At 63.3% G+C, this 12,641-nt stretch carries 12 protein-coding genes; 4 read left to right on the top strand and 8 right to left on the bottom strand.

From position 1 onward, the window contains the following. Window positions 1-50: 50 nt before the first annotated feature. Window positions 51-938, top strand: coding sequence for an RNA polymerase sigma factor RpoH (gene rpoH, locus IYX23_RS04300; RefSeq protein ID WP_124737539.1), 888 nt, complete (start codon window positions 51-53; stop codon window positions 936-938). A gap of 6 nt (window positions 939-944) precedes the next feature. Here the strand turns inward: rpoH and IYX23_RS04295 are convergent, their stop codons facing one another. Together IYX23_RS04295 and IYX23_RS04290 are read right to left on the bottom strand one after the other, a co-directional pair. After that, a complete protein-coding gene (locus tag IYX23_RS04295; RefSeq protein ID WP_196392058.1) occupies window positions 945-2,009 on the bottom strand; it encodes a M48 family metallopeptidase in 1,065 nt (354 codons plus the stop codon). Between the two features lie 4 nt (window positions 2,010-2,013). Then, the gene (locus tag IYX23_RS04290) at window positions 2,014-3,174 is read right to left on the bottom strand and encodes a DUF898 family protein (protein WP_196392057.1); all 1,161 of its coding nucleotides are present in this window, start codon (window positions 3,172-3,174) and stop codon (window positions 2,014-2,016) included. Window positions 3,175-3,303: 129 nt separating this feature from the next. Here IYX23_RS04290 and IYX23_RS04285 point away from each other — a divergent pair, with 129 nt between their 5' ends. Next, window positions 3,304-3,981 (top strand): SDR family oxidoreductase, encoded by a 678-nt coding sequence (locus IYX23_RS04285; protein WP_196392056.1) that lies wholly within the window; start codon window positions 3,304-3,306, stop codon window positions 3,979-3,981. An 18-nt stretch (window positions 3,982-3,999) separates the two neighbouring features. On the opposite strand, the gene IYX23_RS04280 is transcribed toward IYX23_RS04285, so the two are convergent. The 6 genes from IYX23_RS04280 to IYX23_RS04250 form a co-directional block, all read right to left on the bottom strand. Next, a complete protein-coding gene (locus tag IYX23_RS04280; RefSeq protein WP_196392055.1) occupies window positions 4,000-4,764 on the bottom strand; it encodes an ATP-binding cassette domain-containing protein in 765 nt (254 codons plus the stop codon). Further along, window positions 4,706-5,461 (bottom strand): ABC transporter permease, encoded by a 756-nt coding sequence (locus tag IYX23_RS04275; RefSeq protein ID WP_196392054.1) that lies wholly within the window; start codon window positions 5,459-5,461, stop codon window positions 4,706-4,708. The genes IYX23_RS04280 and IYX23_RS04275 overlap by 59 nt, the downstream gene beginning before the upstream one ends. After that, window positions 5,458-6,438 (bottom strand): ABC transporter substrate-binding protein, encoded by a 981-nt coding sequence (locus IYX23_RS04270; protein ID WP_196392053.1) that lies wholly within the window; start codon window positions 6,436-6,438, stop codon window positions 5,458-5,460. The genes IYX23_RS04275 and IYX23_RS04270 overlap by 4 nt, the downstream gene beginning before the upstream one ends. 611 nt (window positions 6,439-7,049) lie before the next feature. Continuing rightward, the gene (locus IYX23_RS04260) at window positions 7,050-7,793 is read right to left on the bottom strand and encodes an MBL fold metallo-hydrolase (RefSeq protein ID WP_196392052.1); all 744 of its coding nucleotides are present in this window, start codon (window positions 7,791-7,793) and stop codon (window positions 7,050-7,052) included. A gap of 61 nt (window positions 7,794-7,854) precedes the next feature. Next, complete coding sequence (locus IYX23_RS04255; RefSeq protein WP_196392051.1) at window positions 7,855-8,340, bottom strand: DUF6790 family protein; 486 nt, start codon at window positions 8,338-8,340, stop codon at window positions 7,855-7,857. Then, window positions 8,337-9,887, bottom strand: a complete 1,551-nt coding sequence (locus tag IYX23_RS04250; protein ID WP_196392050.1) for an alpha/beta hydrolase — start codon at window positions 9,885-9,887, stop codon at window positions 8,337-8,339. The genes IYX23_RS04255 and IYX23_RS04250 overlap by 4 nt, the downstream gene beginning before the upstream one ends. 193 nt (window positions 9,888-10,080) lie before the next feature. Here IYX23_RS04250 and parE point away from each other — a divergent pair, with 193 nt between their 5' ends. Continuing rightward, the gene (parE, locus tag IYX23_RS04245; protein ID WP_196392049.1) at window positions 10,081-12,096 is read left to right on the top strand and encodes a DNA topoisomerase IV subunit B; all 2,016 of its coding nucleotides are present in this window, start codon (window positions 10,081-10,083) and stop codon (window positions 12,094-12,096) included. Window positions 12,097-12,319: 223 nt separating this feature from the next. Next, on the top strand, window positions 12,320-12,641 hold a 322-nt coding region (locus tag IYX23_RS04240), incomplete at its 3' end, for a transposase (RefSeq protein ID WP_196398825.1).

Below are 12,641 nucleotides of genomic sequence, written 5' to 3'. Positions count from 1 at the left end.
GCCGCGCTTCGCGGACCCGCCATACTCAGGGGGTTCGTCAGGAGGGACTTATGGCGAATGCCTTGCCAATCGTCTCAGAAGACGGCCTAGCCCGCTATCTATCTGAAATTAGGCGGTTTCCAATGTTGGAGCCGCAGCAGGAATATATGCTTGCCAAGCGCTGGCGCGAACATGAAGACGCGAAAGCCGCGCAGGAGCTGATCACGTCGCATCTGCGTCTCGTGGCGAAGATCGCCATGGGCTATCGCGGCTACGGCTTGCCGATCGGGGAAATCGTTTCCGAAGGCAATGTCGGCCTCATGCAGGCCGTCAAGCGCTTCGAGCCCGAGCGCGGCTTCCGCCTTGCGACCTATGCAATGTGGTGGATCCGCGCCTCCATCCAAGAGTATATTTTGCGCTCCTGGTCGCTCGTCAAAATGGGCACCACCGCGAGCCAGAAGAAGCTCTTCTTTAACCTTCGCAAGGCCAAGAGCCGCATCTCGGCCTTCGAAGAAGGCGACTTGAAGCCCGAGAACGTCGAAAAGATCGCGCATCGGCTTGGCGTGTCCAAGCAGGACGTCATTGACATGAATCGCCGCATGGGCGGCGACGCGTCGCTCAACACGCCTTTGCGCGAGGAGGGCGAAGGCGAATGGCAGGACTGGCTCGTCGACGATAGCGTCGATCAGGAGCATCTGCTCGTCGCTCACGAAGAAAGCGACAATCGCCTGAAGGCGCTGCGCGGCGCGCTTGACGTGCTCAATCCGCGCGAGCGGCGCATCTTCGAGGCGCGCCGACTGTCCGACGATCCTGTCACGCTCGAAACGCTCTCCGAGGAATTCGGCGTGTCACGTGAGCGCGTGCGCCAGATCGAGGTGCGCGCCTTCGAGAAGGTGCAGGCGGCGGTGCGCGACGGCGTCGCGCGGATCGAAGCGGCGCCCGCGCCCGCGGCGCCGTAGATAGGGCTAGTCGCAGATCGTCTTCAGCGCCTTCCATTCGTCGTCTGTGAGCACGGGATCGGCCGTGGCTTTGTCCGCGGCCGACAGCTTGGCGAGTCTGTCTTCGCTCAAGGGGTGATCGTGGAGGATGGTGAGGAAGCCGTCTTTCTCCTTGCCCGTCACGCGCAGCAGCAATTCGCCCATCGGTTTCGCGGGCCGGCCGAGGCGGGCGAGCGTCTGCGCCGCGAACGCGTCGGCCCGCGCCTCTGCTTCCCGCGAATTGGCGGCGTTGAGCAAGGTCTTGCCGGCGAAAACCACCGCGCCGCCGCCGGCCACGTCGCCAAACAGCAGGCCGAAGAGATAGGCGGTTCCGCCATCGGCGATGATGCGGCGCAGATGATCGCGGTTCTGCAAATGACCGAGTTCATGCGCCAACACGCCCAAGATTTCATCTTGCGACTGCGCCTTCTCCAATAGTCCCGCAAGGACGAACACCTTACCCCCTGGAAGGGCGAAGGCGTTTGGCGTTTTTTCGGAGAGCGCCTCGATGGTCGCCGTCACGCGAAGGCCGGACGCGTCCTGCAAGCGTTTGGAGAGCTTCACGAGCGCGGCCGAGCCCTTGGGCGTTGTGCAGCTCTTGCCGTCGAACATTTGGCGCATCTGCCGTTCGGCCACTTCGCCAATACGGTTTTCCCATGAAATGGGCACGAGCGGCGCCAAGCGGTCCGCGGCGAAGGGAACGCCGAACCAAACGAGGCCGATGATCGAAGCAGTCGCGGCGAGCGACCAGCCGACAATTTTAAGCGTCGAACCGTCGTGCGCCGCGTCATCCGCGAGCTTCGGACAATGGCGTTCGACCTCGCGCTGAGTGTCGTCATCGCGGATGTCGAGATGCGCCAATTGCGCGGCGCCAATCGCCCGTAGCCGCATCACGTCGGCTGGCGCGGGGATGCGGCGCACGTCTGTGTACGACCATGCCGAGAGAGCCGCGCCGTCCTCGCATATTTCCAGCGCGTCGCTGAAGGTTAGCGTGACTCGGCGCTTTTTATTGACCAAGCCGTCGAAATAGATCGCCTCGAATTTTTCGTTCACGCCGTCAGAACCCGGCGACGTCGAGACTATCTGCGAAGCCTTCGCCGAGCGCGGTGGGCGATGACGCGTCGAGCCGCATCGCGACTTCTTGCGCCGTGTGCAGATTATGAATCGTCAGCGAATTGACGACGATCCGCCACACCCGCTGGATGAAGTAAGTCCGCCACAGAATCGAATATTGCACGATCAGCGCTAGATAGAAGAATACAGCCAAGACGACGCCGAGGATTTTGGGCAGGAAGGCGATGGCGAGCGCCGCGCCGATCCCCGCCGCCAGCAGCGAAGCGAAGAAAAGGCCGACGAAAATCCAATAATTTCTAGTCAGCGCGTGGCGCTGCAGGGTCGAGGCCGCCCGCACGTCGCCGATGCGCACGCCTTCCAGCCACCACTTCCACTGCAGGGCCTTAAACCGCGCATATATGAAGACCAAGGCTGGAAGGGTCGGCAGCATCAACAGGAACCAAGCGCCTTGCTTCGTGAGTTCATAGAGGACAGGCCCGACGAAGTAAGCAGCCGCCGTGAAGGCGGCGCCGATCCAAAGCAGCCAGCCCTGTTTGAAGAAACGGCCGCCGGTTGCAATGAAATCCCCACGAAGATCGCCGTAATAGGTATGGCGCATCTTGTAGCGTTCCAATGCAGCCTGCATCCACGGCAGCGCTAACCCGAGCGTGACGACGCTGACAAAGCCCCAGCCCATGGCGCGCAGCGCATAGGAAACGCCGGAGCCGTCCATGTGAAAGCGCAGCCCGCGCCAGGCCGTGCGATGCAGGCGATAGCGCCGCGCCCGATAGATCGCAAACTGCCAAAAAGTCAGAAAGAAAACGCCGAACACGGACGATGCGAATGATTGTGCGCGTTCGGCTTCGACGCCGAGCAGGAAGGAGGCGAGATAGATCGGCGCCAGAATCGCGATGGCGAATAGGAAGCCGATGAGCAATTCGCGCGCCGTGCCAAGATAGGCGAAGGCGTCGCCGTCCAGCATTGTATGCGACCACAGATGCTGGCGGATTTTGGTCGCCAGCCAAAAGCGGTAGAAGCCGAAGGTCACGATCTCGAGAAGCGCGCCTTTGCGCAGAAGGTCGCGAAATTCGTCGTCTCGGCCAGTGAAAACAATGTCGCTCAGTTCAGGCGCGCGCCGCGACGCCTCAATTGTCATGTCGTTCATGAAAAAGGCCCCCTTGAACGGGCGAATACTGCACCGCCACATGACGTCTGGGCAAGCCTGTCCCGCAGCGCGTCGACGCTATATTCCCAAGCAGCAAAAATATTTTATGCAAACGCATAGGAACAGGACATGTCCCATTGGCTCATCGCCGGCGCGAGCCGCGGCATTGGATTGGAGGCTGCGCGTCAGCTTTCAGCGCGAGGGGAGCGCGTGACCGCGAGCGCGCGCAGCGCGGCGGGCGTGGCGGCGCTGAAAGCGGCCGCGCCCGAGGCGGCGATCCTGCAGTTCGACGTTCGCAATGAGGCCGAGATCGAGGCCGCCGCCGCGCGGGTTTCCGATCCGATCGATGCGCTCGTCGTCAACGCCGGCGCCTATGGGCCGCAGCGTCAATCCTCCACCGACATGGATTTCGAGGGCGCGCTCGATCTTCTCTCGGTCAATACGCTGGGTCCGCTACGCGTCGTCCAGGCCTTTCTGCCGCTTGTAAAGCGCGGCGCTCGTCCCCGCATCGTCATGATGTCGAGCATACTCGGTTCGATGTCGCTCGAGGGGACATTCAATGTCGCCTACCGCGTATCTAAAGCGGGGCTGAACAAGATCGCGCAATGTCTCGCCGCCGATCTGAAGGCGGAAGGCGTCATCGTCGTCGCGATGCACCCCGGTTGGGTGCGCACCGACATGGGCGGGGCGGACGCCACGCTCGACGTGCGCGACAGCGTGGCCGGAATCATTCGTGTCGCCGAATCGCTGACGCTCGCCGACACGCGCCGCTATCTCGACTACCGCGGCGAAGATATTCCCTGGTGAGCAGGACACGCTCGAGCGCTAAGGATGTCCCGGCTGCGACCCGGCGTGCGCCGCGGCAAGCGCGTCTCTCGCCTGCGCTTCAAGCCTTTCCGCCGTCTCTTTCGCCAACGTCCTTCGCGGCGCCGGCACATCGATCGTGGCGACGACATGCGCGGGACGCGCCGACAACAGGAACAGTCTGTCTCCAAGCGCAATCGCCTCGCGCAGATCGTGCGTCACGATCAGCGTGGTGATGCGCCGCTCGTCGATGAGCCTTGCGATCATCTCGCGCAGATCTCGGGCAAGCGCCGCGTCAAGCGAAACCAGCGGTTCGTCCAGCAGCAGCAGGTCCGGCTTGACGGCGAGCGCCCGCGCAAGCGCGACGCGCCGCGCGAGGCCGAGCGAAAGTTCGCGCGGGAAATGCGCCGCGTGCTCGGCGAGACCGAGTTCGTCGAGAAGCGCGGCGATGTCGTCTTCGGGCGCTTGCGGCGCGGCGACGCGGATATTGTCTATGACGCTGCGCCAGGGCAGCAATCGCGGCTCCTGAAAGACCATGCCAAGTCGGCCGTGTTCGGGCAGGACGATCGTTCCGAAATAGTCCTTGTCGAGTCCGGCGATGAGGCGCAGCAGAGTCGTCTTGCCGCAGCCGGAAGGGCCGACGACCGCGCCCGCCTGTCCCGCGGGCAGCGTCAGCCGCAGCCCCTCCAGCGCGCGAAGCGGCCGACCGCTGGCGGAATGATAATCCTTAGACGCGATCGAGACGTCGAGAGACGCCGCGCCGCCAGCGGGAGACGTGTCGTTCAAGAGGCTGCACCAGAATCGTTTCGACGCCGAGCATCAGCGCGACGAAGGGAAGCGCGTAAGCAAGCAGAAGCTTCATGTCAAAGAGCTGAAAGGCCATGTTGATTTCGAAACCGACGCCGTTTGAGCGCCCCAGCAGTTCGACGACGAGAACGATTTTCCAGACGAGCGACAGGCCGGAGCGCGTCGCCGCCGCAAGATAGGGCGCGAGCTGCGGCAGGATGAGATGCTTCAGACGCGCGGCGGGCGAAAATCGGAAGACCTCCGCCATGTCCTCAAGATGCGGATCAAGCGCCCGTGCGCCTTCGCGCACGACGACGATGGCGTTAGGCAGCTTGTTGAGCGCGACGGCGCCGATCGCGGCGACTTCGGTGAGGCCGGCCCAGACATAGGCGAGGACGATGACGACCAGCGCCGGCAGATTGAGCAGCGTGACCAGCCAGGGATCGAGCAGCCGGTCGGCGAGCTTGTTGCGACCCATGACATAGCCGATCGCCGCGCCGAAACTCATGGCGAGCGCGAAGGCGGCGACGACGCGCGCCAGCGTGACCGCGAGATTGGAGAACAGCGCGCCGGAGACCGCCTCTTCATAAATCTTCTCGAAAACGGCCATCGGTCCCGGAATTCGGCGCGGATCGGAAAGCCATGCGCCGATTTGCCAAAGCAGAAGCAGAGCCGCAAGCGAGATGAAACGGATCAATGCGGCTTGACCTCGGCGCCCTTGTAGAAGGTCCCCGGATCAAGCGTCTGGCTCGGGCCGACGAGCTTTTCGCCGCCCAGCGCGGCGAGCGCGCCATAGAGCGTGCGCGCGTCGGTCTCCTCCTGCGCAATCGAGCGTTTCGGCGCGCCGGCGACATAGCGCTTGCGGTAAATCTCGAGCGTCCTGGCGTCCTTGCCGCGAAGCCGCTGCGCGGCGGCGGCCCAGGCCTTGTCAGACGTGGCGATCAGCTCCTTAGCTTTCCTGCTCATCGCGAAGAAGCGCGCGAGCGCGTCCCTGTTCTTGCCTGCGAAGCCTTCGTCGAAGACATAGCCGGTCACGACGACGTCGCCCGTGGCGCCGAGCGCGCGTTCGACATCGGCGAGTTCGACGGCGCGTGTGAAGCCTTGCGCTTCAAGATCGGCGGCGAAATTCCAGAATTCGAGCGCCGCGTCGATCTCGCCTTGCAGCGCCTTTTCGGCGATGAGCGGCGGCGCGCCGTAGAGCACGGTTGCGGACTTGTCGAGATCGACGCCGTTCTTCAGCGCATAGGCCTTAAGCATGAGCCAGCTCTTGTCGAGCGGCCCGCCGGCGACGCCAAGCGTCTTGCCGGCGAGATCCTTGACGCTTTTGATCGCGGGGTTCTTGGTCATCACCGCGCCGATCGCCGACGAATGCGGATAAAAGGTCAGCTTCGCGCCCTGCGCGCGCTGGCGGGCGACCCACAGCCAATCGGAGAGGATGAGGTCGGCGCCGCCGCCCTGGATGGCGATCTTGCCGGCGTCGGTCGAGGCGAGTTCGGTGGCGTCGATGTCGAGCTTCGCCTCCTTGTCGAGGCCGAACGCCTTAGCGACGGCAAGTTCCCAGCCGAGCGTGCCGGTTTTCTGCAGCGCGATGCGCAGTTTTTCAGCCTGCGCCGGCGCGGCGAGGAGGCAGACGCTGGCGAGACCGGCGGCGAGAGCGACGAAGAAGCGTTGCATGTTTTCCTTACAGTTTTGGCTGAATGTCTTACCCCAGGATGGACATGGCGTCGATGCGTTTGCGCCTTCACCCCACCCCGCATTGCTTCGCAATGCGACCCTCCCCCTCAAGGGGAGGGTGAGGTTACGCCCTTTGCCCAAAGAAGCGTAAGAATGAGGCTCGATGAAAACTAATGACGGGCTTAGCGGCTTTCGTCGCGCCAACGCAAAACGACTTCGCGCCAATGCGACCAGCGCCGAAGATCGCCTGTGGCGCGCGCTCGACCGCGTGCCGCTCGTCAAGACGCATTTTCGTCGTCAGGCGCCCATCGGCCCGTATGTCGTCGATTTCGTCTCGCTGCGCGCACGGCTTGGCTGGACAACGAGGGCTACCGTGTTCTTCGTTTCTGGAACGCAGACGTCTTCGACAATATCGATGGCGTGTTGGACACGATCCATACGGCGCTTTACCCACCCTCCCCTTGAGGGGGAGGGTCGGTGCGCAGCGCCGGGGTGGGGTGGAGCCGCATCGTAAAGGATCGTCGTTAAGCGGACGGCTCGACGCGCGCCTGTTGACGGATTCATCCCAGTATCACCCCACCCCGCATTGCTGCGCAATGCGACCCTCCCCCTCAAGGGGAGGGTGAGCGCGAACTTTTCGCTGCAAGCGCCGCGTCATAAAAATCCGCGAGCTGCGAGAGCAGGGCGGCGCAGTCGCCTTCGAAACTGGAGCCGTGCATCACCGCGACACGGCGGGGCTCCAGCGCCGCGAGCAGGCGGATCGTCGGGCCGGTCATCGGCGTCAGCGACGTGGCCTGAAAGGCGTTCTCCGCCGTCATCGCCGCTTCGAGCACGCTGTCGCGCGTGATGGCCGGCCCCTGACCGATTTGCGTGAGGAGATCGCCGCAAAAGAGCGTGTGGGTCGTCTCCTCATAGATCAGCCCCGATTCCCACGCATGCGGCACATGCGGCGTATCAATGTAGCGCACGCGCCTTCCGCCGATGTCCATGATCTCGCCATTGCCTAGAGCGCGCGGCGGCCGGTCGGCGAGATCGTTCAGCGACACCATGCAGGCGGTCTGGCCGTGAACGACCTGCGCCTGCGGCGCGGCGGCGAGCCAGAGATTCATCGCGCCGCATTCATCGGCTTCGACATGGCCGAAGGAAATCCAGCGCAGCCGTCCGATCGGCATGATCGCGCCCAAGGCCTTCGATACGCTCGCAAACAGCGCACGTGGCCCGCAGTGAAACAGCAGCGGCTCGTCGGCGTCGATGAGGAACTGGTTGAAGGTGAAACCGGCCGGCGCCGCGATCTCCGGCACGAACGTCGACAGGCGATAGATGCGCTCGGCGATTTCATCGACCTTCGTTTCCATCTCACCCTCTGACGGCATTCAGTCGCCGCATGCGCGAATCGGCGCGGCCATCCATCTGCGCCTAGGCTTTCTCCGCGTTCCAGCGATGGCGGAGATAGAGCAGCAGGAGCAGCCAGAACGCGATAAAGCCGTCGGAGAAAATCGTCAAAAAGTTGTAGGGCGCATAATCGCCGGCGCGAAGCGTTTGCTCGATGTGCCCATAGGTCGCCCCGAGCATGAACAACGACCATCCAAGTCCGGTGGCGAGCCAAAAGGCGCCGCGGATCCAAATGCAGAGAAAACCCAGAACGCCCCAGGCGCCGTCGTGAACGCCGACTTCGAACTGGAACGGGCTGCCCGGCGCCCAGCCGATGCTGCGCGCCGTCTGATCGGGGAAGAAGACATGCGGGACGAAGCCGAGCGGCAGGCCGATGACGCCGACGTCGAGAACCAGCGCGTAAAGCAGCAGCACGCGAACCACGCGCGCGCGAGTCATCGGCGTCTTGCTGAGCGCGAGATGCGCCAGCGGCAGCAGCACGCTCAAGAGGGCGACGATGAGGCCGATCATGGCGAGGCGGCTGCTTTCGCGTCTTCCGCCGCAGCGGCCGCGACGCTGCGCTGGCCCGGCTTCAGCGCCTTGATCTGATATTTTTCACATTCCGCGCTTAGCGCTCCGAGACCGCCGTAAAGCTTCTCCGCGTCGCCATAGCCGATGGCGGCGAAGCGATAAATCAGCGCGCGCACGAGGCTGGGCTTCAGGAAATAGCCGGAGTGGACGTCAACCTCGCCTCTGACATAGACCCACAGCAGGCGCAGATGTCCAAGCCAGGATAAGTTCGGCGATACGCCAGGCGCGGCGTCGGTCACCACCCCACGGCCCTCGGCGTCGATGCTGTCGGTGCAGTCGAAATAGGTCAGCCGTTGAGCGAATGACTCTTCCGACTGCACGGCGTCGAGTTCAGCGTAAAGCTCGTAAAGGGTGCACGCGCCGACGCGCAGATTGCCGAGCGTCAGCTGTTCGGAAAGTCCCCAGCCGGTCAGCACGCCGACATTGCCGAGCCGATAGCCGAACCTGCGGCTCTTCGTCGGCAGCGAGAAGAAATTCGCCGCCGTCGAAATGTCGCGCAAAACTTCGTCGCCTTCGTTGGAAAAAAGATGGGCCTCCTGAAAGCGGATCAGCGACGAATGCAGCGCATTGCTTCGACCCGACAGCAGCACCTCCGAGGGAATATCGGGCGAGACGAGAACGAGGCGGCGTAACACAAAATTCTTTCCAATTTTCGATCTGAGCTCGCGCTGCCTGCGCTCCTCGTCGCTTCCGAGCGTCTCCGGGCCATGGCGCATGGCGGCGATCGCGAGTGGGGAAAACACGTCGGAGAGAATGCGCACGGCGTTGGTGACGACGAAGCCGCCCATGCTATGGCCGATAAAAGACAGCTCAACCCTTCCGATAAGATCGTCGGGGTCATCGTTCGGCCGTTTGGGAAGTCTGTCGTCGATGTCTCGGATAAGATTGACGAGGTCCGGCACGCCGTAATTCGTCGCCCGGAAGCCGTCACGAAAATAGACGATGAGCCGCAAGCCAAAAAGGGTGAGGGGAATGACGGCCATCGCCGCCGTCACGGCCGTCACGACGACGCGCGTGAGCTTCCACCAGTCGCAAATTTCGAAAGAGAAGTTCACGAGATATACGGCGGCGAGCGAGACGAAGAGAATGCCAAGGAGGAATAATGGCGCGGCGTTCAAACCGCTTCGCCAAGGGGTTCCCATCGCTTCCGACGGCCAACGATAACCGATGCAAACGAGGCCGCGGTTTTTGAGCTCATCGTCGTCGTTCAACGCGATGAAAGATTCTTTGAAAGTTTCAAGAACTTTCTTTCGCGGCGTGTTGAAGCCGTGGACGGTAATCAGGAGTTTAGGCTTCTCCTGTTTGGCCAATACCTTGACGATCTTTTCGATGTCCGAAGATTCGCAATTTTCAGGAGTTGACGGAGCGCTTTCCTTGTCGTCGATATTGTCGGGCGCTGTGCTTTCGACGAAGAAAGCGGGCGTGAAAGCTACGGCGGCAGGTGGAGGGGTGACCTCGTACACGGCTAATGCTTCGTCGTGCGCCATGGATGAGCTCCAATTTTTTCGGTTGAGCAAAAATCCTTAAGTGAGTATTTAGCCGGGTCCGAGCATGCCTCAGTGCCGCCTGTGCGACAAGCGCAAGCCTCGTCTGCCTTTTTTGTGAATTCCCTATGTCGGCCACGCGAATGCGCGTGCGCCGAACCGACCCACCTTGTCGCGAATCGCGCTAAGATCGCTCATGGCTTCAAAACCCGATCTGTTCAGCGGCGCGCCGCGCAAGGCGCCCGCGTCGAAACCCGCCCCGAAGCGCGGGCCGGCGGAATATTCCGCCGCCTCCATCGAAGTGCTGGAGGGGCTCGAGCCCGTCCGCCGGCGCCCCGGCATGTATATCGGCGGCACCGATGAGGCGGCGATGCATCACCTCTTCGCCGAGGTGCTCGATAACGCCATGGACGAGGCCGTGGCCGGCCATGCGACCTTCATCGAAGTGACGCTCGAAACGGAGGGCTGGCTCACGGTCATCGACAATGGCCGCGGCATTCCGGTCGAGTCCCATCCGAAATTTCCCAAGAAGTCGGCGCTGGAAGTGGTGATGACCACGCTCCACGCGGGCGGCAAGTTCGATTCAGGCGCCTATCAGACCTCGGGCGGCCTGCACGGCGTCGGCGTTTCCGTCGTCAATGCGTTGGCCGAAAAGCTTGAAGTCGAAGTGGCGATCGCCGGCCAACTTTACCGCCAGGAGTTTTCGCGCGGCTTGCCGCTCGGCAAGCTCGAGACGCTTGGCCGCGTCAACAATCGGCGCGGCACCAAGGTGCGCTTCAAGCCCGACGCGCAGATTTTCGGCGCCGGCGCGCATTGGAAGCCGGCGCGGCTCTTCCGCATGTCGCGCTCCAAGGCCTATCTCTTCGGCGGCGTCGAAATCCGCTGGCGCTGCGATCCTTCGCTGATCGAGCCTGGCGCCGATACGCCGCATGAGGCGGTGCTGCGCTTTCCCGGCGGCCTGAAGGATTATCTGGCGCGCGAGATCCACGGCAAGGCGCTTGTCACCGACCAGCCCTTTGTCGGCAAGATCACGCGCGAAGGCGGGCACGGTTCGCTCGAATGGGCGGTCTCCTGGTTCGCCGAGGATGACGGCTTCGTCCACTCCTATTGCAACACGATTCCGACGCCGGACGGCGGCACGCATGAGGCGGGGTTTCGCGCCGCGCTCCTAAAGGCGCTCAAGGATCACGCCGAGCGGGTCGGACAGGCGAAGCGCGCCAAGGACATCGGCGCCGACGATCTCATGGGCCAGTCGGCCGCGATGATCTCGGTCTTCATGCGCGAGCCGGAATTCCAGGGCCAGAACAAAAGCCGGCTGATGAGCGCCGAGGCGGCGCGCATCGTCGAGAGCGCGGTGCGCGACGCCTTCGACCATTGGCTCGCCGGCGCCCCCTCGCAGGCCAATAAGCTGTTGGATTTCGCCGTGGAGCGCGCCGAGGAGCGCCTGCGCCGCCGCGCCGAGAAGGACATCGCCCGCAAGACCGCGACCCGCAAGCTGCGGCTGCCCGGCAAGCTCGTCGACTGCACGAATAATTCGGCGCAGGGCTCGGAGCTGTTCATCGTCGAAGGCGACTCCGCCGGCGGCTCGGCGAAGGAGGCGCGCAACCGCACGACGCAGGCCATTTTGCCGCTGCGTGGCAAGATTTTGAACGTCGCCTCGGCGACGAAGGACAAGCTCCTCGCCAATCAGCAGCTCGCCGATCTCACCCAGGCGCTCGGCTGCGGACTGGGCGCGCATTACCGCGATGAGGATCTGCGCTACGAGAAGGTGATCGTGATGACCGACGCCGACGTCGACGGCGCGCACATCGCCTCGCTGCTCATCACCTTCTTCTATCGGCAGATGCCGCGCCTCATCGAGAACGGCCATCTCTATCTGGCGCAGCCGCCGCTCTACAAGCTGACGCAAGGCGCGAAGACCGTCTATGCGCGCGACAATGAACATCGCGAGGAATTGATCGCCAAGGAACTGACCGGGAAGGGAAAAATCGAGACCGGCCGCTTCAAGGGGCTGGGCGAGATGAGTGCGGCTCAGCTCAAGGAAACGACGATGGACCCGAGCAAGCGCACGCTTCTCAAAGTCGTCGTGGAGCCGGAAGACCGCGAGGAGACCGCGGACTGCGTCGAGCGGCTGATGGGCAACAGGCCGGAAGCGCGCTTCGCCTTCATCCAGGAGCGCGCCGCGTTCGCGACGGAACTCGTGGACATCTAGCTCAGGGCGATCGGGTGAAGAATTGTTTCCTCACCCTCATCCTTGTAACTTAAACCGTGCCGGATCGGCTAACATTGCCGCTGCGGTGGCGGACGGGACGCCGGCTCATCCTCGGGCGATCGAGCCCGTTCCTCAGCTTGGCCGCCCGTCTGCCGTTCCATCGAACCCGAACAGTCGCTTGGGCCGCGCGAAGCGAAGCCCGCTTAGGCAAGGACGGGACATGATGGACGCTGTATATGTCGGGATCGATGTTTCCAAAGACCGGCTTGATGTGCATGCGCTTCCGCAAGGCGCGGCCTTTATGGTGGCGCGTAATGGCGAAGGCGTTGCGCAGCTCGTCGAACGGCTAAAAGGGCTGTCGCCCGCGTTGATCGCGCTCGAAGCCACCGGCGGCTTCGAGACCGTGGTCGCTGCGGCGCTTGCCGCCGCCTCTCTGCCCATCGTCGTCGTCAATCCGGCGCAGGTGCGTCACTTTGCGCAGGCGCTTGGTCGGCGCGCCAAGACCGATCCGATCGACGCCGCGGTCATCGCCCGCTTCGCGCAAG

The organism is Methylocystis sp. L43 (assembly GCF_015709525.1).
In the GTDB taxonomy this organism is placed as follows: Bacteria; Pseudomonadota; Alphaproteobacteria; order Rhizobiales; family Beijerinckiaceae; genus Methylocystis.
This window is presented reverse-complemented; position numbering and strand designations above follow the sequence as displayed.